Annotated in this window: 17 protein-coding genes and 1 pseudogene; 7 read left to right on the top strand and 11 right to left on the bottom strand. The window is 49.0% G+C overall.

The annotated features are described in order from the left end of the window. Positions 1 to 527: 527 nt before the first annotated feature. The 4 genes from BWI93_RS28540 to topA all read right to left on the bottom strand — a co-directional run bounded on the left by BWI93_RS28540 (position 528) and on the right by topA (position 5663). Positions 528 to 1448, bottom strand: a complete 921-nt coding sequence (locus tag BWI93_RS28540) for a S8 family serine peptidase (protein WP_094809054.1) — start codon at positions 1446 to 1448, stop codon at positions 528 to 530. A 113-nt stretch (positions 1449 to 1561) separates the two neighbouring features. Then, positions 1562 to 2146, bottom strand: a complete 585-nt coding sequence (locus BWI93_RS28535; protein ID WP_094809053.1) for a S8 family serine peptidase — start codon at positions 2144 to 2146, stop codon at positions 1562 to 1564. A 112-nt stretch (positions 2147 to 2258) separates the two neighbouring features. After that, positions 2259 to 2942 (bottom strand): NAD-dependent deacylase, encoded by a 684-nt coding sequence (locus BWI93_RS05040; RefSeq protein ID WP_094809052.1) that lies wholly within the window; start codon positions 2940 to 2942, stop codon positions 2259 to 2261. 213 nt (positions 2943 to 3155) lie between these two features. Next, positions 3156 to 5663, bottom strand: a complete 2508-nt coding sequence (topA, locus tag BWI93_RS05035) for a type I DNA topoisomerase (protein ID WP_094809051.1) — start codon at positions 5661 to 5663, stop codon at positions 3156 to 3158. Positions 5664 to 5944: 281 nt separating this feature from the next. Here topA and BWI93_RS05030 point away from each other — a divergent pair, with 281 nt between their 5' ends. Further along, positions 5945 to 8212, top strand: a complete 2268-nt coding sequence (locus tag BWI93_RS05030) for an aconitate hydratase (RefSeq protein ID WP_094809050.1) — start codon at positions 5945 to 5947, stop codon at positions 8210 to 8212. A gap of 606 nt (positions 8213 to 8818) precedes the next feature. Further along, positions 8819 to 9640, top strand: coding sequence for a universal stress protein (locus tag BWI93_RS05025; RefSeq protein WP_094809049.1), 822 nt, complete (start codon positions 8819 to 8821; stop codon positions 9638 to 9640). 215 nt (positions 9641 to 9855) lie between these two features. On the opposite strand, the gene BWI93_RS05020 is transcribed toward BWI93_RS05025, so the two are convergent. Further along, entirely contained in the window at positions 9856 to 12339 is a 2484-nt protein-coding gene (locus BWI93_RS05020) for a PIG-L family deacetylase (protein WP_094809048.1), read from the bottom strand. A 212-nt stretch (positions 12340 to 12551) separates the two neighbouring features. On the opposite strand from BWI93_RS05020, the gene BWI93_RS05015 reads away from it, so the two are divergent. The 3 genes from BWI93_RS05015 to BWI93_RS05005 all read left to right on the top strand — a co-directional run bounded on the left by BWI93_RS05015 (position 12552) and on the right by BWI93_RS05005 (position 18501). Then, positions 12552 to 12815, top strand: a complete 264-nt coding sequence (locus BWI93_RS05015; RefSeq protein WP_141217357.1) for a hypothetical protein — start codon at positions 12552 to 12554, stop codon at positions 12813 to 12815. A gap of 590 nt (positions 12816 to 13405) precedes the next feature. After that, positions 13406 to 16909 (top strand): SusC/RagA family TonB-linked outer membrane protein, encoded by a 3504-nt coding sequence (locus BWI93_RS05010; protein WP_094809046.1) that lies wholly within the window; start codon positions 13406 to 13408, stop codon positions 16907 to 16909. Between the two features lie 11 nt (positions 16910 to 16920). Then, on the top strand, positions 16921 to 18501 hold the full coding sequence (locus tag BWI93_RS05005) for a RagB/SusD family nutrient uptake outer membrane protein (RefSeq protein ID WP_094809045.1): 1581 nt from the start codon (positions 16921 to 16923) through the stop codon (positions 18499 to 18501). A gap of 62 nt (positions 18502 to 18563) precedes the next feature. On the opposite strand, the gene BWI93_RS05000 is transcribed toward BWI93_RS05005, so the two are convergent. The 6 genes from BWI93_RS05000 to trpS all read right to left on the bottom strand — a co-directional run bounded on the left by BWI93_RS05000 (position 18564) and on the right by trpS (position 24253). Next, positions 18564 to 20435, bottom strand: coding sequence for a CocE/NonD family hydrolase (locus BWI93_RS05000; protein WP_094809044.1), 1872 nt, complete (start codon positions 20433 to 20435; stop codon positions 18564 to 18566). A gap of 142 nt (positions 20436 to 20577) precedes the next feature. Beyond that, positions 20578 to 21132, bottom strand: coding sequence for a 50S ribosomal protein L25/general stress protein Ctc (locus tag BWI93_RS04995; RefSeq protein ID WP_094809043.1), 555 nt, complete (start codon positions 21130 to 21132; stop codon positions 20578 to 20580). Between the two features lie 42 nt (positions 21133 to 21174). Next, positions 21175 to 22116 carry a ribose-phosphate pyrophosphokinase gene (locus tag BWI93_RS04990; RefSeq protein WP_094809042.1) on the bottom strand — a complete coding sequence of 314 codons (942 nt, stop codon included), beginning with the start codon at positions 22114 to 22116 and terminating at the stop codon, positions 21175 to 21177. Between the two features lie 110 nt (positions 22117 to 22226). Further along, on the bottom strand, positions 22227 to 22646 hold the full coding sequence (locus BWI93_RS04985; RefSeq protein ID WP_233207741.1) for a DUF2147 domain-containing protein: 420 nt from the start codon (positions 22644 to 22646) through the stop codon (positions 22227 to 22229). Further along, a complete protein-coding gene (locus BWI93_RS04980) occupies positions 22643 to 23191 on the bottom strand; it encodes a phosphatase PAP2 family protein (RefSeq protein WP_094809041.1) in 549 nt (182 codons plus the stop codon). Before BWI93_RS04980 ends, BWI93_RS04985 begins: the two co-directional genes overlap by 4 nt. Positions 23192 to 23284: 93 nt before the next feature. Beyond that, the gene (gene trpS, locus BWI93_RS04975) at positions 23285 to 24253 is read right to left on the bottom strand and encodes a tryptophan--tRNA ligase (RefSeq protein ID WP_094809040.1); all 969 of its coding nucleotides are present in this window, start codon (positions 24251 to 24253) and stop codon (positions 23285 to 23287) included. 338 nt (positions 24254 to 24591) lie between these two features. Between trpS and BWI93_RS04970 the strand changes: the two genes are divergently transcribed. Together BWI93_RS04970 and trxA are read left to right on the top strand one after the other, a co-directional pair. Then, positions 24592 to 25266 (top strand): DUF2461 domain-containing protein, encoded by a 675-nt coding sequence (locus BWI93_RS04970; RefSeq protein ID WP_176454136.1) that lies wholly within the window; start codon positions 24592 to 24594, stop codon positions 25264 to 25266. A gap of 209 nt (positions 25267 to 25475) precedes the next feature. Continuing rightward, positions 25476 to 25798: pseudogene (gene trxA / locus BWI93_RS04965) on the top strand (thioredoxin). The last annotated feature ends 96 nt before the right edge of the window (positions 25799 to 25894 follow it).

Raw genomic sequence — 25894 nt, 5'->3', positions numbered from 1 at the left:
GACGGGTTGTCCGTAGCATTTGCTACGGATTTTTAATTTGTAGGCTGTGCCTACTGGGTGGTTCAGTTCCCCGCATTACATACGGGGCTATTGAAATTGAACCCTTCAGGGTTGGCGAGTCGGTATGCAAGCCTGGATGAAAAAGGGGGCCGTGTAACCCCGGAGGGGTTTCATTTGTTTAGCCATGGGTGCAACCCATGGTTAGCTTACCGATTTGATTCCGCTACATTGTATACGGAGCTTAATGTTATTGAACCCCTTCAGGGTTATAATGCCTAAGATGTGCTGTACTAGTGCCGGTTTCTAAACCTGTACCTACCATGTGGTAGTTTCCAACTGCCCAGTTATGGCAATAAATAAACGAAAAAGGCAGGTTCTTACCTGCCTGATTATCGCACCAGTGGGCTCTCTCGAATTAAGTATGTAACAAAAATAAAACCGGAAGTCCAGATTTCTTCCTCATCAGAAGACCTCCAAACTTCCCGGTTGTCACAGTTAATTGAAAACGGTAAACTAAAAACAGTACACTATTTAATCTTACCCGCTTTTTCCCATTCCAGGGCCAATTTTACGGCATTATAAGCGTTTACTTCACCGCCTGAATTAGAAAGTTCGCCAAAAGCAACCTGACCTTCGCCACCGGGCTGATTTACCTGTTGTTCCGGAAACTTCACGGTTGATTCAATCAGCAATTGCCGTAACTGGGCGGCCGTAATTTTGGGAAAATAAGATTTCACCAGAGCCGCTACACCCGCTACTACCGGAGCGGCCATCGACGTACCGTCCAGCTCTTCGTATTTTGAACCGGGTACGGTAGAGTACAGAGCCACGCCGGGGGAGAACAAATCCACGCCTTTTTTACCGTAGTTCGAGAAGTTGGCTACTTTGTTGGGTTCCCAGCTCAACGCACCTACTTCAATCCAGTTGTTAGGCTCAGTACCCGATTTGAGTTTACGGTTCGGGAAGTTAGGCTCTACATCCGTGTTCTGCGATTCGTTACCAGCGGCGTGAACCAGCAGTACATTCTTCGATTCTGCGTATTTCACGGCTTCATCAACCGCTTCTTTCTGGGGTGAATACGCTTTACCGAACGACATGTTGATAATCTGTGCTCCGTTGTCGACGGCATAACGAATGGCATTAGCCACGTCTTTGTCACGCTCATCGCCGTCCGGTACGGCCCGTACGACCAGGATTTTTACGTTATCAGCGACGCCCTTCATGCCCAGATCATTATTACGGTCGGCACCGATGATACCCGCTACGTGCGTACCGTGACGAGCGTCAGGGCCAATCACGTCGTTATTGCCGTAGTTATGATCTTTGGTATCTTCCGGATTATCACCGATGATAGTCTGACGGGCGTTGTAATCCGGATTAAGTTGTACTTCAGCTTCCGTCTTGTAGTGATCGTAAGCTTCCTGCAACTCTTTCTCGTTATAACCCATCTGGAAACCGCGTTCGTAGGCGGCAATCGCCCGCTTCAGTTTGCCATCGGCGGTCGTTTTATCGATTTTAGCTACATCTTCCGCCGTAACGGTATCCTTCTTCAGGTACTCCTTCAGCGTTGCACCAGCTCCGTATAAGACTTCAGCAGGTTTTCAATCAACGGAAGCATCATTTTAGACTCCTGAGCTTTCTCGTTGTAGGCAATTTTTAATTCCTGATAGTACGTGAAGGCGTCTTTCTGATCGGCAGCAATATCGGCTTCCGCTTTTCCGTCGAAAAGTTTCTTGTACTTACCGTATTCCCGGGTCAGTTCCAGTCCTTCCTTATCGACGTTCTGTCCGTCTTTATTGCCGAGGAAGCTCCAGCCGTGTACGTCATCCACATAGCCGTTGTTGTCGTCGTCCTTACCATTACCCGCAATTTCCTTGGGGTTGGTCCAGATTTTCGATTTCAGATCTTCATGGTTGATATCAATTCCGGAATCGATCACCCCTACGATCACGGGCGATGATTTACGTTTTTTAACTAATTCGTAGGCTTTCTCTGAACTTACGCCGCGGATTTTATCGGCTGAATAGTCAAGATTAAACCAGTTGGTTGGGGCTTTCGTCTTTACCGGTTCCGTAACAGGAGCCTGATTCTGAGCGGTTGCTAAATGGGCAGCAAGCAGTGCTACCGGAATGAACCATTTACGCATATCAAATCGTGTTAATGAAATTTCACCTATAATAACTCATAAATAGGAAGAAAAGTCCAGCAAAGCCTACTAATTATTGTTAAAAGGCCCAGATTCCGGACATTCGGGTATTTTAAGGCTGCAATTGATTTTGAATCATTTGCAAACCCAGACTGGCTTTCTCAGGAATATACGTTACATTCTTCCGACGCGAGACGGAAGGTAGATTCGGATCGACTACGTAAATGGGCGTATTGGGCCGAACAAAATCAACCAGACCTGCCGCCGGATATACCTGTAAAGAGGTGCCAACCACGATGAATACATCTGCTTCTTCGCAGTACGGAATCGCCTCCTGAATGGCCGGAACTTCTTCACCAAACCAGACAATATGCGGTCGCAACTGGCTGCCCAGTTCGCAGTGATCGCCTACATTGAGAGCCCAATCCTCCAGTTCATAAATCAAGGCCGGATTTTTCGTCGAGCGGGCTTTGAACAACTCCCCGTGTAAGTGTAAGACGTGTGTACTGCCCGCCCGTTCGTGGAGATTATCTACGTTTTGCGTAATGATCTGAACTTCGAAATTTTTCTCCAGTTCGGCTAGAATGTGATGAGCTGCGTTCGGTTCGGCAGTCAGGGCCTGTTTGCGGCGTTGGTTATAGAAGTCAAGCACCAGAGCCTGATCTCTTCGCCAGGCCTCTGGCGTAGCTACGTCTTCGATCCGGTAATTTTCCCAGAGACCATCTGAATCCCGAAACGTTTTAATGCCACTTTCAGCGGAAATTCCGGCTCCGCTTAATACGACTACTTTTTTCATAGAAAATGAAGAGGGTTTGATTGGGTTTGAGCGAGTTTAAGGTTTGAATGGGTTTGAGTTCGAAAGACCTTTGATGATCCAAAATGTACTGTCCAGTGAACTTTTTCAAACTTTCAAACAACTTCAAACCTTAAACCCATTCAAACCCCTGAAAACAATACTGCAGCGTAGGGCTGGCAGTATTGGTTTTCAGTAACGGTAAGTAGAGGCAGCTTATTTTTTAGGTGCCGCTTTCTTACGAGTCGTTTTCTTTTCTTCCGTAGCGGCTGCCGGGCTTTCGCCTCCTAACTCGAGGCATTGTTCCAGAGTCAGAGAAGCGGGCTCGGTTCCCTTGGGAATTTTCACGTTCCGCTTGCCAATCTGGATGTATGGACCATACTGGCCGTTGAGTACTTTGACGGTCGTATTTTCCGGAAACTCCTTGATAATTTTATTGGCTTCGGCGGTTCGTTTATTCTGGATAATCTGAATCGCTTCGGCCAGCGTAATCGTATCCAGATTCATGCCCCGGGGTAGGGAATAGAACTTACCATCGTGCTTCACATACGGACCAAAGCGGCCTTTACCCTTCGAAATGGGTTGACCTTCGAACTCACCAATGGCGTCGGAAGCTTCGGCTGCCCGTTTTTCCTGAATCACCTGAATGGCTCGTTCTTCGTCAATCGTATACGGATCATCGCCTTCGCTCAGATTGTAATACTTCTCATCGAACTTGATGTACGGACCCAACTTGCCGATGTTCACCAGCAGCTCCTTGCCTTCCAGTTCACCAACGGTACGCGGCAGTTTAAAAAGCTCAATGGCTTCTTCCAGCGTAATGCTTTCCAGTAATTTATCCTTGGGAAGGGGAGCGTACTGCGGCTTTTGCTCTTCTTTGGAATCACCTAACTGAGCGAACGGACCATATTTGCCTAAGCGAACCGAAACCATACGGCCGGTTTTGGGGTCGATACCCAGTTCGCGGGCCGATTTCACGGAACTACGTTCGGCAGAGGAGCTTTGCTCAATCGTCAGGTGAAAATTCTTGTAGAAGTTGTCGATCATGCGTTGCCATTCGATTTGGCCTTCCGCAATTTTATCGAACTCTTCTTCCATATCCGCCGTGAACTTGAAATCGACGACGTTATCGAAATTATCTACCAGAAAGTCATTAACGATCATGCCGATGGTGGTCGGAAAGAGTTTCGCTTTTTCCGTACCATAGGTTTCCTTGCCCGTCTTCTCCGTGAGTTCATCATTTTTCAACGTCAACTCCTTGAAGTTCCGCTCTTTACCGGGTCGGTCTTCCTTGACGACGTACTCCCGCTTGATGATCGTTGAGATCGTCGGGGCATAAGTGGAAGGACGTCCAATACCGCGTTCTTCCAGCTCCTTTACCAGACTGGCTTCCGTAAAACGGGCAGGAGGACGGCTAAACCGCTCGGTCGCTTTCAGCACATCCAGATTCAGAATCTGACCGATGGAAAGCGGGGGCAACATCCCTTTGCTTTCTTCGTCTTCATCATCCTTGGATTCCAGATACACTTTCAGGAAACCATCAAACTTAATGACCTCACCCTGGGCGATGAGTTCTTCTGAAGTAGTAGAAATGCCAATAGTTGCTGTGGTACGCTCTAATTGGGCATCGGCCATTTGCGAGGCGATACCACGTTTCCAGATCAATTCATACAAACGCTGTTCCTGACGGGTTTCGCCCGCTGAAGGTACGGAGAAGTCCGTAGGCCGAATGGCTTCGTGAGCTTCCTGAGCCGAATCATTCTTGGTTTTGTACCGACGCTGCTGCGAGTATTTCTCACCAAACTGCTCGATGATCGAAGCTTTCGATTTAGCTAAAGCTTCCTCGCTCAAGTTGGTTGAATCCGTACGCATGTAGCTAATCTTACCGGCTTCGTACAGTTTCTGAGCGTATTGCATGGTCGCGGCTACGGCGAAACCCAGTTTGCGGCTGGCTTCCTGCTGGAGGGTCGAGGTAGTAAAGGGCGGAGCGGGAGACTTCTTGGCTGGTTTAGTCTCCAGGTTCCGGATGCTGAAGGTAGCACCTTTACACTTTTCCAGGAAAGCCCGGGCCTGAGCTTCCGTTTCGAAATTTTTCGGCAATTCGGCTTGTAATACCTTATTACCGTCGAGCAGAAACTGAGCAACTACCTTGAAGCTCGATTTGCTCTGGTGCTGGTCGATACTACGTTCGCGTTCAACCACCAAACGCACCGCAACGGACTGTACACGACCCGCCGAAAGACCGCGTTTTACTTTTTCCCACAAGACTGGCGAAAGTTCGAAGCCAATCAAACGATCCAGTACCCGGCGAGCCTGTTGAGCGTTCACCAGATCCTGATTGATGGTACGCGGGCTTTGGATGGCTTTCTGAATGGCCGTCTTGGTGATTTCCCGGAAAACGATACGTTTAGTCGTATCAGGTAAGCCGAGGGTCTCTTTGAGGTGCCAGGAAATGGCCTCTCCTTCGCGGTCATCGTCGGTTGCTAACCAAACTTCTTGCGAAGATTTTGCCAGTTGCCGCAGTTCGTTGACCACTTTTATCTTTTCGGGAGAAACTTCGTACGTCGGTAAAAAACCATTTTTGATGTCAATAGCGAGGCCTTTATCGGGCAAATCCCGGACGTGTCCGTAGCTGGATTTAACCTGAAAATCAGCTCCTAAATAACCTTCAATGGTCTTTGCCTTCGCCGGTGACTCCACAATGACGAGGTTCTTTTTAGCCATAGTTAGTGGTAGTAGGGGTATGGGAAGTGTCTGCCAAAGTAAAGGACAAAATTCCGAAACCACTGCAATTCGTGCCTTTCAAGCCTAAACTTATTGGCAGATTTGCTTGTTAAAATGATATAAAACTACATGCCAATAGAAACGGCGGGATTGTCAAATGCAGTAGCTATGTATAATAGTTAAGCAGGATTTTCAGATTTTATCGAAATATGACCCCGCATGTTTTGTATTTTTGAGGGCGAAACCTGTTCCTTCATTTATTTAAACGATTAGATACAACGATGGCTTTTGACATTGAGATGATTCAGACCGTGTACGCCCGGATGCCCGAACGAGTGGCCGCCGCTCGGCAAGTACTCGGTCGACCCCTGACCCTCTCCGAGAAAATTCTATATTCTCACCTTTGGGAAAATCCTCTGGAAAGAGCGTACTCACGGGGAAAAGATTACGTTGATTTTGCACCCGACCGCGTGGCAATGCAGGATGCAACGGCTCAGATGGCTCTGCTTCAATTCATGCAGGCGGGTCGTCCGCAGGTAGCCGTACCTTCAACGGTACACTGTGACCACTTGATTCAGGCTAAAGTAGGAGCTACCGAAGACCTTAACAATGCAGTACAACAATCGAAGGAAGTATTTGATTTCCTTTCTTCGGTTTCCAATAAATACGGAGTTGGTTTCTGGAGACCCGGAGCGGGTATCATTCACCAGGTAGTATTGGAAAACTACGCGTTCCCCGGCGGTATGATGATCGGTACGGATTCACACACGCCTAACGCGGGTGGTCTGGGCATGATCGCCATCGGGGTAGGTGGTGCCGATGCCTGCGACGTTATGGCGGGTCTGGCCTGGGAATTGAAACAACCTAAACTGATTGGTGTAAAACTGACGGGTAAACTCAGCGGCTGGGCTTCTGCCAAAGACGTGATTCTGTGGGTAGCCGGTCAGTTGACGGTAAAAGGTGGTACGGGTGCGATCGTGGAATACTTTGGCGAAGGAGCTGAAAGTATGTCTGCAACCGGTAAAGCAACCATTTGTAACATGGGTGCTGAAATCGGAGCAACGACGTCCATCTTTGCTTACGACGTACGCATGGCCGAATACCTGCGAGGTACGAGCCGGGCCGATGTAGCTGATCTGGCTGACAGTGTAGCGGAATACCTGCGTTCAGATGACGAAGTATACGCTGATCCCGCGAAATACTACGATCAACTCATCGAACTGGATCTGTCGACGCTGGAACCCCACATCAACGGTCCCTTCACGCCGGATTTGGCCTGGCCGCTTTCGAAGTTCGCTCAGGCGGTACAGGAAAACAACTGGCCCGCAGAACTGGAAGTAGGTCTGATCGGATCTTGTACGAACTCTTCCTACGAAGATATTACCCGTGCGGCTTCCGTAGCTCAACAGGCCGTTGATAAAAAACTGAAACCCCGGGCAGAATACACGATTACGCCGGGTTCAGAACTGGTTCGTTACACCATCGAGCGTGACGGATACATCAGCATCTTCGATACGATGGGTGCCGTTGTGATGGCGAATGCCTGCGGTCCCTGTATCGGTCAGTGGGCTCGTCACACGAACGATCCTACCAAAAAGAACTCCATCATTACCTCTTTCAACCGGAACTTCAAAGCTCGTAACGACGGCAATCCCAATACGCACGCGTTCGTAGCTTCTCCGGAAATCGTAACGGCTTTCGCCATCGCGGGTGACCTGACGTTCAACCCGATGACGGATACGCTGATCAACGAAGAAGGTCAGGCCGTGAAACTGGATGAGCCACAAGGTCTGGAAATGCCGCCCCGTGGCTACGCCGTGGAAGATGCGGGCTACCAGGCTCCGGCGGAAGATGGTTCAACGGTGGAAGTGATTGTATCACCCACTTCTGATCGTCTGCAACTGCTCGAGCCGTTTACGCCTTGGGAAGGTACGGACATCACGGGCCTGAAGCTGCTCATCAAAGCGAAAGGTAAGTGTACAACGGACCACATCTCTATGGCGGGTCCCTGGTTGAAATACCGTGGTCACCTGGATAACATTTCCAACAACCTGCTCATCGGTGCGACCAACTTCTTCAACGAAAAAGCGAATGAAGTGAAGAGCCAGCTGACGGGCGAGTACGGAACGGTACCCGGTGTACAACGCGGTTACAAAGCAGCAGGCGTAGGAACGATCGTTGTAGGGGATGAAAACTACGGTGAAGGTTCTTCTCGCGAGCACGCAGCTATGGAGCCTCGTCACCTGGGTGTTCGTGCGATTCTGGTGAAATCATTCGCCCGTATCCACGAAACGAACCTGAAGAAACAAGGCATGTTAGCTCTGACCTTCGCTGACGGCTCAGATTACGACAAGATTCGCGAAGACGATACAATCGACATCGTTGGCTTGACGGAGTTTGCTCCCGAAAAACAACTGACGATTGTACTCAATCACGCGGATGGTTCAACGGAAGCGTTCCCGGTAAATCATACCTACAATGCTGCTCAAATCGAGTGGTTCAAAGCAGGTGGTGCCCTGAACATCATCCGTCGCGGCGTAGGAGCGTAAGCTTTCTGTCCGATATAGTTAAAGAAATACCCTGGCTTACGAGTCGGGGTATTTTTTTGTTTATAAACGGGCGGATGGGGTTTGGCTTTGGACGGCTACTAGAGGAAACTTGCACCAGATGTCATACGGTTGCGACCAGCCCGGTAGGCACAGCCTACTAACGAGAAAGTCCGTAGCGGATGCTATGGACAACGCGTCCCGCTCGAGTTACCGTATCTTTACTAAGAAAATGGAAGATTGAGATCGAAGCTTCAAAATGGTAAGTACAATGTAAAAGCGTGCAGCCCCTTTTTTGAATTGAATACCCAACCCCGAAGGGGTTCAATCTGACTAGCCCCGTATGCAATGCGGGGAAAACTGGATGGTAGATACAGGTTTGGTAACCTGCACCAGTCACGAATGTCTAGCGTAATGTAAAAACTCGCAGCCCCTTCTTCAACCGAACACCTAACTTCGAAGGGTTCAATTATGCCATGCAGGAATTTCTATACAACAATAAATAACCAATCAGGAAAACTGATTTTTATCACCAGATCACCTTACACCTGACATTCTTAGAGAGACCATTCTGTCGTTGTTTTGGGTATCCATTTAAGACGCAAAGCAATGAAAAGCATACTCGTTCCCACTGATTTTAGCTCATTATCTCTGAAAGCACTGGACTTAGCCGTTGAGCTGGCTCAACCGATGCAGGCTTCTGTTCGGTTACTGGGGGTACTTAAATACCCGGAGCCCGTTTTACAGGAAAGCTTGTTCATGAAAGATACTGACGATGCTTTTGAAGAACGGATCGAAGGGGTGGAGAATCGGCTTCGCTGTCTACTGGATCAGCCTAAATATCATAAAGTACCGGTATCGGCTTTGGTCGATCGGCAGAAAGGGACGATTGGCGAAACCATTGCTGCCAGTTCAGTAGATTTGATCGTAATGGCGTCCGAAGGAGCTTCGGGCTGGAAGGAACAAACGACGGGATCAAACGCCGAACGGGTAGTCCGACAGGCGAAATGCCCGGTTCTGATTGTGAAAAATGGAGACCCGCTTGAGCTCAAAACTATACTGTTCCCAACGGATTTTACGAATATAGAGTCCATTCGACAGTTTTTAACGTTTCCCGGGGTTGCGGAAGCTAATCTTCATTTTTTAACGGTAAATACCGGTTTTCTGGATCGTACGTTCGAAGATTTGGAAGAAGAAATGGGTCAATTAGCGGAAAAGCTGGGAATTGAAAAATACGAATACACGATCATTGACGCGGTAAGTGAAGAAGCCGGGATTGTCCGGTACGGCCGCGAAATCCAGGCGGACCTGATTGCCCTCTATACCCATGGTCGCAAAGGGTTGAGCTATTGGTTTCACGGTAGCATCGCCGAAAAGGTAGTGAATCATTCAGCCATTCCCGTACTGACGGTAGTCCAGCACGAGCGATGAGGGGTTATGTTGCATTGGTTTGAGGTTTGATGTTAGTTTGAAGTTTAAAAAGGTTTGATCAGCAGTCATTATGCTGTCAGGCGGCTTAAATGAAGATCATCTAGTAAAAAACGGGTTGAATGATCGTGCGACTGAAACGCAAGAATCATTCAACCCGTTACACCTTAAACCAATTCAAACCTCAACCCATCTCAACCCAACTGAAACGCTCCAGCTCACTTTCCTAACGAAATCAGGTTGGCAAAGAGGCGATAGGCTCCCGGTACACCCGCGGGTAATTGCCGGAAGAATGCGTAACCCGTAAAAACGTACCAGCCTTTTCCGTAAGCAGTAGCCAGCATACCACCGTCCAGCGGCTTTTCATTAGGATCGTTACTACTGAAAATGGTTTGGTACTGCGGATCCCACTCATCGGAGAAGTACAGGCCGCGTTCCTGAATCCAGCCGTTGAAGTCCTGATTGGTAATTTTATTAGGCGTATTCAAAATCGGATGTTCGGGTTTCAGGAATCGCATGGGGGCTTCTTCCACCGTTACCCGATCCCGCGACAAGTGAAAGGGGTAGGGACCCATTCCCTTACTCAGCGGCTGAATGCCGGAATTGACCTGATACTGCACCACCATTGTGCCGCCGTTGTTCACGTAGTCCATCAGAAGGGGCTGGTAATAGCTCATCCGATCGTTAACGTTGTACGCCCGTACGCCCACGACAATCGCGTCGTAAGCCGCCAGCGAGCCGGTTAATTCTTTTTCGCCCAGATTCACCACCGTACAACCCATCTGACGCAGGGCCGCCGGAATTTCATCTCCGGCTCCGGGAATGTACCCAATCAGCTTAGCCTTGTTCTTTATTTCCAGCCGGACCAGTTTACTTTCCGCCACGGGAAATACCGTAAGAGCCGGAATGTGTTCGTATCCAATTTCGTACAGGCCGCGATTACTGGTTTGATTGGCCGTCTGAACTTTTACCTGAACGCTGGCTTCGGAAGCCTGAGCTGGTGGAATCAGTTGAAAGGAAACGGTTTGTTCCTGAAATTTCGAAGTAAACTGAAAGGGAATCCGAGCCGGCTCCGACTTCCATCCTGCGGGCAATTCCAGGCTCACATTCCCAGATGCACCCGCCTGCGACGCTTTTAACATCACGGTATACGTCTTCGGTTGATCGTCCGCAAAAACCAATACTTTTTCAGTTGGCGTAGCCGTTACGCTCGGGCGTACTTCAAAGGGACGGTACAATTCGCCGCGAACCGCATCCGTGTATTTATAACGAACGGGGGTTGTCAGCGTTAGCGGCAGTCCACCGATGGTTACGGAAAAAAGAGCCTGAAAGTCGGAAGGCTTCTCGGGTAGACCGTTCAGGGCTTGGTCATCCACGCGATACATGCCTTTGCCCATTTTCGGCTGCATGAGCCAGTAGGGCTGGGTAATAGTTTGATTTTGCGGAATGGTAGTCTGAAAAACCAGACGTTGCAATTCATTGTTAGGAATTGACACATTGAGTGTAGTATCCTTATTGAAGCTGGTCCAGCGAATGGACTGAAGCGTGACCGGAGCCTCGGAGCGTTTGATGAACGTGGTCGTCAGCTGCACGGGTTCGCCACCCGCTACAGCATACTCGGAGGGATTACTTTCATACCAGAGCCCGGCACAGGCAACCAGGAGCTGGGAGAGTTCTTTTTTCTTCTGTTCTTTCCAGTAGGCATCGTCCAATTTATCGACGAGTCGATAGGCCTGTACAAGCAGAGGAATGATGGCGGCGGGCTGATCGGGGCGAAATTGTTCGATAGCCTTGTTGACTATAGCCTGTACAGCCGCACCTCCCTTGACACGGTTCCAGCTGGTTTCTACACCGTCAAACACGTCTTTCGTGGCCTTTTCACCCGCTTTATGTACCAGATATTCAATTTTCACGCCCCGGGTTCTGGGTACACCAAACCCCTGCGATTTATGCTGCGAACGGCTTTCAGCGGCAAGTTCAGAATAGGAGGTCGCCAGTAGAGGATTGTAGCCGCCAATTTCGACCGAAATCCAACTACCTTCCGCTGGCCGCTGAGCCGGGTTTACGCCAAAGGCAAACGTATTCCAGACGATTCGCTTGGGTTGCCAGGGTTTTACATATTTGAGTTGCTCCGGAAATTTGCTGGCGTCTCCCGCTAGCTGAAAGGCCTCTTCAGCCAAAGCAGCCGAAGCGGAGTGGTTGCCGTGGCCCGCCCGGGAATCCGGTGGAAACCGGCAGATTAACACATCCGGACGGAAATTCCGGATCCGCCAGACGATGTCGGCCAGTACCGCATCTTTACCCCATACCTGTAAAGTTTCGTCTGTATTCTTAGAAAAGCCAAAGTCGTTGGCTCGGGTGAAGTACTGCTCGGGACCATCAATGGAGCGGGCAGCTAGTAATTCGTAGGTACGAATCAGACCCATTAGTTCGCTTTGCTCTGAGCCAATGAGGTTCTGGCCGCCATCACCCCGGGTTAATGACAGGTAGCCCGTACGCACCAGTCGCTCTTTGGCGAGCCAGGCCAGCATGACGGTGTTCTCGTCGTCGGGGTGAGCCGCAATGTACATCGCCGAACCCAGTACGTTTAAACGTTTGAGGTTCAGCAGAATCTCGCCGGGGGGTAAAGGTTTGGGTGCCTGAGTGAAGCCAAAAGTATACGATAGGTAAAACAGGGCGAAGAAAATAAACCGTGACCTCATCAGAAATTTAAGGTTAGCAGAAAATGATTCAATGATTTAAAAGTACCAAAGTCTCGCCAGATGTCCCCCATCGTAGCTGCGACAGAAGAGGTTTCATTAAAAAAACTTAAAACTTTGTTGTAAAAATCATAAATAAATCGGGTAGGCGTTTGGTTAGCAGAAGGATTGTCATACATTTGTTTTACACCCTTTTCACCAAAACTCTTACGTCTATGCTTGTGTTAACGATTGTTTTATTGAGCTTGATAGCCTTAGGGTGGATGGAGCGAAAAACGCTCCGTGCGAATCTACTCATTGTACAGCCTGCACAGGCCGGACGAATGATCGCAGCCGTAGGAGTAGCCTTGGGTTTGTTAGTAGGTTTGCATTACTTCATTAGCGAACATCGGTTTGAACGTAATAATGCCGCTAAAATCATTCATCATCAAAGTGGCGTTCAGCAGCACGTAGCCATGGCTTTGAAAAAAGTACGATAAATTCAATTCATAAAAGAACAAAACTTGGTTCAGAAACTAGAGACAATAAGTAACAAATGTAACGGTGTCACACTTAACCTCTAAACTAATTTACGGCGTATCCAAGCTATTTGTATAAAGAAAAAGCAGCCCCAAAGGCTGCTTTTTTTGTGGCTTATTGGTCGTTTCATAATCTGACAGAAAGAAACTTGTTAAATAAATATATCGATATTAAAGGTACCCGTGGGCATTGATCCAGCGAGTGATAACGTCTTCATTGACTGAGTACTGGAAAGAATTGCTTGATTTTAGATAAGGGAATTAAGCAAACATAAAACCTAATACACGTAAATAATCGTAAGTAATTTTTGTAGCGTTCTTTTCTACAAGTAGGCCTGTAAGTTCAGGAGTTAGCGAAGTGGAATAATTTTTTTTAACAAGTTCACTCGATTTTACGCAGCTTCAATATCCACGCCAGTCCTGAGCTTTAAAAGACTATTTATAATACAAATTACCTGCGAATCTTGCCGACGCTATCTGACATTTACTGAGTGTTTAGGATACGTATTAAGAAAAATGGTAGTGCATCTATTTGCTCTGATACTCGTTCTATGGAACCTCTTCAACCCCTTGAAAAAGTCCGGCCCAAAACCGGTTCTTTCATCGTTTGTGCCAGCCTTTTACTCGGTATAATCCTGACCGATGAGATACAGGCTCAGCAAACGAAACCGGATCCACTGGCAAAGCCGGATACGCTGGTTCTTCCAGTACCCAAAGCCGATACGATTCCCAAACCACGCGTTCGACCCGACTCAACGCCTACGCCCCGCCGGGTAATTCAACAGGATAGTCTGGTGATTCCATCCAACACAGTCCCGAAACCAGCGGCTCGGCCCGTCCGTCCTAATTCGGTCAAGACACCCCGCCGCGTCACCCAATCCGATCGTTTAGTCATACCTACAGACACAATTCCTAAACCGGCTAATGTACCTAAGCCAGCCCATACAGCGAAACCCGTAACGGCAGATTCACTACCTGTAACGCCGCCAAATGCCCAGGTTGCGGCGGATAGTTTGCCCGGCGGACGCTTCGTAAAAGGCCGGGTTACGGACGAAAAATCGGGCGGTCTGCCTGGTGTAGGAATCACGGTTAAAAACACAAAAATCCAAACGATTACCAATACCGACGGTTCTTACCAGTTAAAAGTGCCCAACGATCAGGCCATCCTGGTCTTTAGCTTTACCGGATACAAAGCTCAGGAACAACTCGTAAATCGGCGTCCCGTACTCAACGTACGGTTGGTACCAGATGTCAAGGCTCTCAACGAAGTCGTTGTCGTAGGGTATGGTACGCAAAGCAAAAGAGATCTGGCTACGGCTACTTCCCGGGTCGCCGCTACGGAGATCAAAACGGCCGTTGTCAATACCGTCGATCAGGCTTTGCAGGGGCGGGTTACGGGCGTACAGGTAACGGAAACTTCCGGCGAACCCGGAGCGGCAACCGTCGTACGGATTCGGGGCAATAACTCGTTGAGCGGAAACAACGAACCATTGTACGTGATTGACGGCTTTCCGATGCCGCCGTACCGCGAAGCTTCGGCCAACTTTACCGGAGCCTATGCCCAGAATGGACTTTACGGCATCAATCCAAACGACATCGAAAGCATGGAAGTGTTGAAAGATGCCGCGGCTACGGCCATTTACGGTTCCCGGGGAGCGAATGGAGTGATCCTTATCACTACGAAAACGGGTAAACGCGGGGAAGGACGGGTAGAACTGGTGAATCGTACCTCATTCGGACAGATTTCGAATCCGATTCGTATGATGAACAGTCGGCAATACGCGGAGATCATGAATGAATCCTACGCTCTGACAAACCGGGAAGCACCCTTTAAAGATCTGAATGCACCTTTGACCAATACCGACTGGGTGAAAGCCATTACGCAGCCCAGCTTCCGGCAGGACATTACGCTGGGCGTTTCCGGCGGTAGTCCCAAGTCATCGTATTACATTTCCGGCAACTACCTGTTCGAACGCGGTACCATTATCAATTCTGATAATAACCGGGCCAGCTTACGGGCGAACATCAATACAGATGTGAATGACTGGTATACCCTTCGGGGGCAGTTGTCGTTTGTACGACAAAAGTCCAACCGGGCGATCACGTCCGGACGGGCCTGGCCTAATTCCGGTGGTCTGCTGGATGGCTTGAAAGCCCCGCCAACTATTGAGCTGAATTACCTGGGTTTTAACAGCTCGGGCATTCCCGGATATTCGGGCTACTACTTTGCCAATCCCTATAATGAGTTAACGTCCAAGACGGACGTTTCGCAAAATGACTACTCCGTCATCAATCTGGAAAACTGGTTTACAATCGCTAAAGGCTTACAATTCGTCGTCAGCTTAGGAACGAACCAGAACCTCACCCGGCGGCAGGTCTTTCTACCCCCGACTACCGCGGAAGGATACGCCTCGAAAGGAAGCGGGAGCAGCGGGCTGGCCAATACCTATAGCTACAACGTAAACGCCTATTTTCTGTACGAAAAAACCTTCGCCGAAAAACACTACCTCAATACAACGCTGGGGGGGGAATACAACAGCCAGATTTTCGAACAGCTCAATACCATTTCCAGCGGTTACGCCATTCCGGCGTTTGGCGTGGATAACATCGGCAGTGCCCAGAATCAGAGTATTGGTTCATTCAAGGAAACCCGAACGCTGCAATCGGCTTTTGTGCGGGTCAATTATTCCTTCAAAAGCAAGTACGTGCTGAATACTTCCCTGCGGCTGGATGGAGCTTCTCCTTTCGCCCAGAACAAGAAATACGGCCTCTTTCCGGCAGTAGCTCTGGCCTGGAATCTGAACGAAGAAGGCTTCATGAAAGACGTAAAATTCGTGTCGAATGCTAAATTCCGGGTTTCTTACGGCGAAACGGGAAGTCAGGCCATCGGGCCTTATTCCTCGCTCACGCAGTTTTACAGCGGTTTCTATCAGTATGGGCAGGAGGGAGCCATTGGAACGAGCTTGTACTCCACCACGATCGGTAACCCCAACCTTTCCTGGGAACGCACCCGGCAACTTAATGCGGGTTTAGATTTTAACTCCGCCAACGACCGCTTTGTATTTAGCTTTGATTTCTACAACAAGCGGACGCTGGGTCTTTTGCAACCGCGTACACTGCCCTCGCAGTCGGGCGTGAGTACTATTCTCGACAACTACGGTTCGATGGAAAACCGGGGCGTGGAAGTCAGTGTACAGGCAAATATTATCCAGAAGAAAAACCTGGTACTATCTTCCCGCCTGAACCTCTCCCGAAACATCAATACCTTGCTGGATTTGGGGGAACGGAAGACGCCCGATTACGTCAACATTAGTGGAAACTTGCTGGGTGGTACTTCGGGTATTCTGATACCGGGGCAGCAAGTGGGGCAGTTTTACGGGTTACGGGTTGTTGGATTGGCTCAACCCTCGGATTTTAACAACGAAGGCAGTCCCCAGTATCCCTATGCCATTCTCACGGATCAGATCCCGGGCACGTGGAAGTACCAGGACTTGAACAATGATGGAAAGATCGACGCCAGCGACCGGCAGGTAATCGGAAAGTCCAACCCGGATTTTATTTTCGGCTGGACGAATGACTTTACCTGGAAAAACCTGAGTGTAACGGCTTTCTTCACGGGATCAGTTGGGAATGACGTATTAAACCTGACGCGTTTTTACCTGAATAATGGGCTGCTGGATTACCAGGGGGTCATCTTCAATCAAACCGAAGACTGGTACTACAACCGCTGGACTGCCGATAGGCCCCATAACAACGTCCGATATCCGAGTACGCAACGCGGCATCAGTTCGAGCGACATCAATTCGGCGATTCTGGAAGATGGCAGTTTCGTTCGCCTGAAGATGCTGACGATTTCGTACGGTTTTCCGAAAATCGGACCGGTCAAAAACCCTCGGTTATTCGTAACGGGTACCAACTTGTTCACGCTGACCAAGTATACAGGTTTCGATCCCGAAGTAAGTTCCTTCAACCAGTCACTCCTACAGCAGGGCATTGATTACGGAGCCTATCCGGCCCAAAAGTCTTTTACGATTGGATTGTCCTGTAATTTTTAATGAGCCAACCTATGAAATCAATAGTCTTTGCTTTAAGCCTGCTCACCTTCGGGCTGGTGGCCTGTCGGGATAATCTGAAGGAAGAACCCTTTTCATCGCTTTCCGAAGATCAGGTATTCAGCGACGAAGAGGGCCTGAGTAAGGCGACGCTCGGCGTGTACCAAATCTGGACTTCGGCCAACTATGCAGACGTTTGGAGTCGCTTTATTCTAAGTGAAGCCGGACAACGGTACACCACGGGCGGTATTCTCGGTCCCGGTGGCGACCCTTTCTATCGCTATGGACATTTACCTTCGGCGGGTGCTTTTGATGCCGTGTGGAGCCGCATGTACAAGGTAGTGTACCGGGCTAACATCGTGATTGATAATGCCCGTCGGGCAGTAACTAACGACACCCTGGCAACTCCCTACATCGCCGAGGCCCGCTTCTTACGCGGCTATGCGTACTTCAATCTGGTGCGGGATTTCGGCAACGTTCCCTTGTTGCTGCGTCAGATTGTTTCGCTCAACGACCGGGATCTGATTTATGCTCCGAAAGCAACCACGGAAGAAATTTACGCCGCTATTGTTGAGGATCTGACGTTCGCAGAAAATAACCTTCCCGATCAGTGGACGGGTGAAAACCTGGGCCGTGTTTCGGCGGGTACGGCCAAGGCCATGCTGGGTAAAGTCTATTTGCAGATGGCGGGCCGACCCCTGAATAAAACGGAATACTATCAGCGGGCTGCCGAGAAATTTCAGGACGTGGTAGGGGCGGAAAACGAAACGAAGTACAACTTCGGGCTTATGGACGATTTTCGGGACGTGTTCTCACTGGAAAATGAACGCAACAAGGAGCTGGTCCTGTCCTTCGGTTATTTCATCAATTCCTCGAATCCGAACGGGAACATCTTTCCATTTAATCTTTTTCCGCGAGGATTAGTGAATGGCGATGAACAAACGAGTTTTGGCTATACCTACGATTTCTATAAACTCTACGAAAAAACCGATACCCGGCGGGACTTTACGCTGGTCGATCGCTACGTATTTCGGGGCATTGCCAATGGTGGGGCTCAGCCGGGCGACAGTATCATTTATGACCCGCAAACCTGGCATTACCGGGTGAAACGTACGGGCGAGATTTTCCTGCAAAGCAATTTTGAATGTGGCGTGGCGTATGGAAAACTGGCCCGGGTCGCTCGCCCGGAAGGATCACCCGCCCAGGGCTACAGCTCGGATTTGATTGAACTGCGGTTCTCGGACGTACTGCTTGGTTTGGCGGAAGCCTACGTCGAAACAGGAAAACCCGCTCAGGCTTTGCCACTCTTAAACCGTGTACGAAGCCGGGCCAAAGCGACCTTAGTACGAGCCAGTGATGTGGCTTCCCTGAGGCAAGCGGTTCGTCGGGAACGACGACTGGAACTAACGGGAGAATTTACCACCGTCTACGACATCCGTCGTTGGGGAACGCTGAAGGAAGAAATGGACGCCATCACGCCCCGGCAGATCATCAACAGTGTACTGGCTCCGTACAGTACCAAGTTTGAAATTTATCCGATTCCGCAGTCACAGCTGGATGCGAATCCCAATTTGCGACAGAACGATGGCTGGTAGAAACACCAAGAAAAAGCCGATGGTTGATACAACCATCGCTTTTTCTTGGTGCTAACGCGAAACTATTTCTTCAGGATCGGCAGCAGAATTTGACTGGCAGCCGTACTGTTATGAAATACTTTGATGTTTGCCTTTTGAAAGTCAGAATCCTTGGCCTGATAGATGTCCACAAACTTCTGCGGATTGCGATCCACCAGTGGGAACCAGCTACTTTGAATCTGTACCATGATCCGGTGGCCTTTTTTGAAGGTATGAGCCACGTCGGGCAAGGCGTATTTCACCTGCGTTACTTCATTGGGTACAAAGGCTTCCGGCTTCTCGAAACTCTTCCGGAAACGACCCCGCATCACTTCACCGCGTACCAGCATTTGGTAGCCATTCATAATGTAGGAATCTTTATTGGTGTACTGGAAATCGTCGGGAAATACGTCGATGAGTTTTACCACGAAATCAGCATCTGTACTGCTCAGAGCAACTTGTAAGTCGGCCAGGAGCGTACCCGCCAGCGTAACGTCTTCGGTGAGTTCATCCGTCTTGAATACCAGAACATCGGGGCGAATGGCGGCAAATCGCTGATCGTCCGTCATATATTCCCGCGTACGGGAGCTTTTCACCCCTTCTGCGTAGGGAACGGGTTTCGCCGGATCACTTACGTATTCGGTAAAGGTACCGGGAGCGTTCGGCTGTTTAAAGCTCAGTTTGCCGTTCGCCTGGAGGTACAGCGGCGTTTCGGTAATGCCCTTGGGAGGCCATACATCGAAGGTTTGCCACTGGTTTTCTCCGGTAAAGAAAATCGTAGCTTCCTTGAACGAAGCGACCGAACCTTTGCCTTTCAGGTAGTAATTAAAGAAGGGTACTTCTACTTTTTCGGCGTAATACGTACTGGTAGCACTACCAAACTGCACGTTCCCCAGGGAAGAACCATCGCTGCCGCGACCTGCCCACTGGCCGTGGAACCAGGGACCCATGATGATCTTATTGTCATTTTTGGCTTTCTTCTCGATGGCCTGATAGGTGGTCCAGGCACCAAAGCAATCTTCGGCGTCGAACAGGCCTCCGACGACCAGTGTCGCAATGCCCGCGGGTACTTTATCCGCGAAATTGCGAACGTTACGGGCTTTCCACCAGGCATCCATATTAGGATGCTGCATCATTTCATTCCAGAAACGTACGCTGTCGCCAGCCATCTTTGTGAAATTCGGCAAGGCTCCTGTCCGCAGGAAAAAGTCGTAGCTATCGTCCGTAGGCAGGGTCATGCCTTTCGGTCCGACGCTGGTGGGTTTAGGGTGCGGATAACCGAAACCCCGGGCGACGTAAAAGTTGAAGGCATCCATGAGCATAAAGGCTCCGTTGTGGTGAAAATCGTCACCTAAGAACCAATCCGTTACCGGAGCCTGCGGGCTGGCTGCCTTGAGGGCCGGATGATTACTAAGGGCGGCCATCGTCGAGTAAAAGCCGGGATACGAAATACCAAATACGCCTACTTTCTGGTTGTTGTTGGGCAGGTTTTTGACGAGCCAGTCGATGGTATCGTAGGTATCACTGGCTTCGTCAACGTCGGTTTTAGCTTTTTTGCTGGGATTAAAAGGCCGAACATCCTCAAAAACGCTCTCGCTCATCCAGCGACCCCGTACGTCCTGAATCACCATGATATATCCTTCTTTCAGGTACTCTTTGTAATGGTTGACGTAAAAAGGCCGATACACATCCGCACCGTAGGGGGCACAGGAGTAAGGCGTCCGGGTCATGAGGATGGGATGTTTCTCGGACTGATCTTTCGGCAGGTAAATGGAAGTGAAGAGGCGAGTCCCATCTCGCATCGGAATGTACTGCTCCAGCTTGGTGTAGTTGTTGCGGTACCAGGTAGAGTCGGCGTTCTGAGCCTGAGCCAACAGGGGTAACAGCCATACCAGTAAGGTACGAAGGTGTTTCATAAAAGGTAGGTTTGTAAGAGAAGAAACGAAAACGTGAAGTTACACGGATTTGGCACGATTAGAGCGAATGCCGATTTTGAAATTTTAGCCATAAAAAAAGCCCGACCGAAGCCGGGCTTTTTCAGCAGAAAGTCTGAAAAGACTATTTTCCACGCAGTGAACGAGGGATATCGATCGTAGCGATAGGAAGACTTCTCGCGTTCAGGATTTCAACGTTTTCAACGTTTACTTCGGCAACCCGTACGGATTTACCCAAGTCAAGTCCTTCGATGCTTACTTCTACGAAATCAGGGATGTTTTCAGCCTGACCACGCAGCGTAATTTTACGGAGTTTCTGAACCAGTTTACCCCCTTTGATAACCCCTGGAGAGTTACCTACGAATTTCACGGGAACGTTTACCTTGATAGGCTTGTCCGTGATTTCCAGGAAGTCAGCGTGCAGCAGTGCATCGTTAACGGGGTGGAATTGCGTGTCCTGAAGAATGGCTTTGCGAATTTCACCTTCGATGTTCAACGTTACTTCGTACGCATCGGGCGTGTACAAAAGATCACGGAACAGAATGGTAGGAGCAGAGAAGTGAATTTGCTCGCCACCTCCGTATAATACCGATGGGATTAGTCCTTCGGCCCGAAGATCTTTCGATTCTTTCTTGCCGAGATTCGCTCTTTTAAACCCTACAATCTCGAGTTTTTTCATTGTGTTTGGTAATAAAAAGCTCCGGGCGAACCCGAAACCACGTTAGTAATGAATAAAAAGGGAACTGATTGATTCGTGATCACGAATGCGTCCAATGGCTTTGGCAAATAGCTCGGCCACTGACAATACCGTTACTTTGGGGTTGTCCTGTTTCTGAGGAATGGTATCCGAAACGATCAGCTCTTCGAGTACGGAATTGTAAATATTGTCGTGAGCTTTTCCGCTCATCACCGGGTGAGAACAGATGGCCCGTACGGATTTGGCTCCTTTGTCGAGTAACAGCTGAGCTGCCTTGCAAATGGTGCCTCCCGTATCAATTAAATCATCGACTAAAATGACGTTGGCATCCGTAACGTCGCCAATCAATTGCATGGAAGCAATTTCGTTGGCTTTCTTCCGGAACTTATCCACGATTACCAGGTTCGATCCGGGGAAGAAACTGGCGAATTTCCGGGTCCGGGCTACGCCCCCTACGTCGGGAGAAGCAAAGACCAGATTATCCAGATTTTTCGAGCGGATGTACGGAACGAAAATGGATGCTCCTTCCAGATGATCCACCGGAAAATCAAAGAATCCCTGAATTTGTCCCGCGTGTAAATCCATCGTAATCAGACGATCGGCTCCGGCCGCTGTCAGCAGGTTGGCCACCAGCTTGGAACCGATGGAAACCCGTGGCTTGTCTTTCCGGTCCTGGCGAGAATAGCCGAAGTACGGAATCACTACGGTTACGTAGTGAGCGGAAGCCCGGCGGGCCGCGTCGATCATCAGCAACAGTTCCATCAGGTTTTCGGCTGGTGTGAACGTGCTCTGGATGAGAAATACATCGCAACCCCGAATGGATTCGTCGAAACTCGGGGACATTTCACCGTCGGCAAAACGTTGCACGGTGACGGTTCCCAAATCTTTGCCGTAGAAACGGGCAATTTTTTGGGCTAGATATTGACTGGAACTGCCTGAGAAAATTTTTACCGGATTGGAAGCCATCGGTCTCCTTGGAAATTGAGCCGCAAAGGTAGAAAAAAAACGAACGAAAAAACCGGTTGACTTAAAAAAAGCTTGTTTTTAGTCAACCGGTCGAGGGATGGAAAAGCCAATTATTCGGCTTTTGTGAAGGTTGTGGTACGGCCTAACATGGGTGTACCGATGTAGCCGCGAACGGCTAACTCGCGATCCGAAACTTTGGTGATTTTGCAGGAGTAAGTTTTTCCGTTTCGGGGATCATAGATTTTTCCACCCGACCAGACTTTTTCGCCATCAGATTTGAAATTAGAGAGAATAACCATTCCCATCAACGGTCGACTGCGTAGTTTCTCGTCGGGATTATTGACATCCTTTTTAGGCTGATTAGCCTGTACTTCCTTAATCCAGATGATCTTTCCGAAGTACTGGTCCCCCTGCTTGTAAATCTGAATTTTTGAGGTTTTTTCTTCATTGAACCAGACCCCTTCAATATCGGCGGCCCATGCCGAGAGCAGAACGGAAAAGTACAAAAGGCCTGTAAGCAGCATTTTCATCGTTGAACGGAGAGTTTTTTATAAATCAACGTAACCAGAAAAGCAAAAAGTATGCCTACGGCGGCTCCGGTCAGTACGTCGAGCGGGTAGTGGGCCCCCACGTAAATGCGGCTGTACGAGACGAGAGCTGCCCAAACAAACAGCCATTTAATCCAGGGATGTTCTTTGCCAAACAGGATCGTCAGAACCATTACAAAACCAAACGTATTGGCGGCGTGACTGGAAGCGAACCCGTACTGGCCGCCGCATTCCCACACGACGTGAACCATTCGCTCAATAGAAGGTTCGTGACAGGGCCGCAGCCGGGCCACCCAGGGCTTGAGTACGCTGCTGGTAAACTGATCTCCTAAGGCAATGGTCGCTACGCAGGCGAGTACCACGCCGATGGCTTTCTTTTTGAAACGCCAGAAAAGCCAGGCTAAAATCAACGCGTAGAAAGGGTACCAGAACTCCTGATCGGAAATCCAGTACATGGCGTGATCGAGCCAGGTGGCGTGGGCTCCGTTAAGGGCCAGAAATAATTCCGTATCGAGTTGGTTAAGCATAAGGGGCGTTGATCAGACGGATAAACAAACTTCCCGAAAGCGGCGTTGCCTTCGGGAAGTGAACGAAGAAGGGATGCCTGGAAGTACTAGGATTTAAAAACCCAGTACTTCCCGAACCCGCTTGATGGTTTGCTGGGCAATAACCTTGGCTTTTTCTTCCCCCATGCTTAGAGCTTTTTCCAGCTCTTCGGGATTTTGCATGTAATAGGAGAAACGCTCCCGCTCGGTAGCAAAGCGTTTCAGAATCAGTTCGTACAAGGCCTGTTTGGCGTGACCGTAGCCGTAATTGCCACCGGCGTAATTTTGACGCATTTGTTCGGTTTCTTCGGGCGTCGCCAGGAGCGAGTACAAGGTGAACGTTGTATCGCCTTCCGTTTTCTTGGGTTCTTCGAGTGGCGTCGAATCCGTTACGATACTCATGACGGATTTGCGAAGCTCTTTTTCGGGCAGAAAAATGTTGATGTAGTTGTTGTAGGACTTCGACATTTTCCGACCGTCCGTACCCGGAATCGTCATGACTTTCTCGCTGATCCGGGCTTCGGGTAAAACGAGAATATCCCCGTAGCGATGGTTAAACGAAGAGGCAATATCCCGCGACATTTCCAGGTGTTGTCGCTGGTCTTTACCCACGGGTACCAGCTCGGCATCGTACAGGACGATGTCGGCGGCCTGCAAGACCGGATAAACGAACAGCCCTGAGTTTACGTCGGAGAGGTTTTCCGATTTGTCTTTAAACGAGTGAGCATTGGCCAGCATTGGGTAGGGCGTGAAGCACTCCAGATACCAGGCTAGTTCCGTATGTTCAGGGATTCGTGATTGCCGGAAAAAGACATTTTTCTCCGTATCAAAGCCACAGGCCAGCCAGGCGGCAGCGATGGCGTACGTATATTGGCGACGGGCTGCACCGTCTTTCAGTGAAGTCAGCGAGTGTAAATCGGCAATGAAAAAGAAAGATTCATTGGCCGGTTCCTGCGAGAGTTCAATCGAAGGGAGAATAGCACCCAGAATATTTCCCAGGTGAGGAAGTCCGGAACTTTGGATACCCGTAAGGATGCGAGCCATCAGAAATGAAAGGATTGATTGTGACGTTTGCCCGTAAAAAGAGCTTTCTAATTTTACTGCAAAACTGCAATCTACGATCCGCAATCAAAAATAAGTACCGGGATGTTTGTTCTTTTTCGAAAGACCAGGGGTAGAGGGCTAGGCAATTGGATTTGTTTTTTGAGGATCTGAATAAGCTTATGTTAGGCATGAGCTATCTTATTAAGATAGCAGCAGGTCCGTTTGTCGGCCCGCTGAGAAGGCTGGTCATTTCTATCTCTACGAACCTCAACCCCTTTTCAAACGTTATCAAACTTTAAACAAACCAGGCCATTCAAATCCCAAAACACTCCTTCATTATGCCCCAGATTCCGGCTTCGACCCTGAAATTTTTAAAAGAATTAGCTCAAAACAATACGCGTGAGTGGTTTCAGGACCACAAAAAACAATGGGAGGGAGTTAAATCAAATTTTGAAGTAACCGTCCAGGATCTGATTTATCGCATTGGTCGGTTCGAAAACCTGGCGGGCATCCGCGTACAGGACTGCAATTACCGGATTGCCCGCGACGTACGTTTTTCACCCGATAAATCACCCTATAAAACCTGGCTGGCGGCCAGCTTTGGTGAAGGTGGACGTAAATCGTCCAAGATGGATTATTACCTGCATATAGCCCCCGGCAAATCGTTTTTGGGTGGAGGCATGTGGGAATCAACGCCTTCGCAGTTAGCCAAATTTCGTCAGGAAATTGATTACAATCCCCAAGAAATCAAAGGCATTATTGAGGCTCCCGCTTTTAAAGCCCATTTTGGCGAACCTGAAGGAACCTCCCTGAAAACCGCTCCGAAAGGCTATCCAAAAGATCACCCTGAAATTGAGCTACTTCGTCGGACGCAGTTATTTTTTTCGCATTCCTTTACCGATCAGGAAGTGCTATCTCCTACTTTTACCCAGAAGGTGGAAGAAAGCTGTTTGATCTTAAAGCCCTATCTGGATTTTCTCAATCTTATTTTTGGAGAAAGTACCGACGAATAAGGCTTGAAATTAATTCGAAAGAAAGATTTTTGAGTGGAAACAAACCGAAGGAATATCTTCTCTTCTAGTGAATTAATTTTTAAATGGCCTTGTTCTATCTCTGTACGAGAGCGACAAGCGGAGCAAGTTTCTAGGCATTGGTTGAACTTTCACGAAGCGAATCCGTTTTAACCTTCGAATCATCTAAGCATTTTTAATATATTAAGGAAATGGCACACAAGACAATTGAGGCGACCGACTCTAATTTTGAGCAACTTATCAACTCTGATAAACCCGTTTTAGTAGATTTCTGGGCTGAATGGTGCGGACCTTGCAAAATGATCGGACCCGTAGTGGAAGAATTAGCCGGCGAGTACGAAGCAAAGCCGTAGTAGCGAAAATGGACGTAGACGCTAACAGCACGACGCCCTCTAAATTTGGAATCCGTAGCATCCCTACGCTGATGATTTTCAAAAACGGAGAACTCGTTGATAAAGTAGTTGGAGCAGTACCCAAACCCGTACTGGCTCAGAAACTGGCTGCTCAATTATAATATAAAGTTTGAGTTCGTTTGAAAAAGGTTTGAGCGATTGGTTCTCAAACCTTTTTTGTTGGTAGATAAACGAATGACCCGAAAGTTTACAGGCTT

Origin of the sequence: Siphonobacter sp. BAB-5385, from assembly GCF_002261125.1 — a bacterium.
Classification (GTDB): domain Bacteria; phylum Bacteroidota; class Bacteroidia; order Cytophagales; family Spirosomataceae; genus Siphonobacter.
The sequence above is the reverse complement of the archived record's forward strand: the minus strand, read 5'-3'. Positions and strand labels throughout refer to the sequence as shown.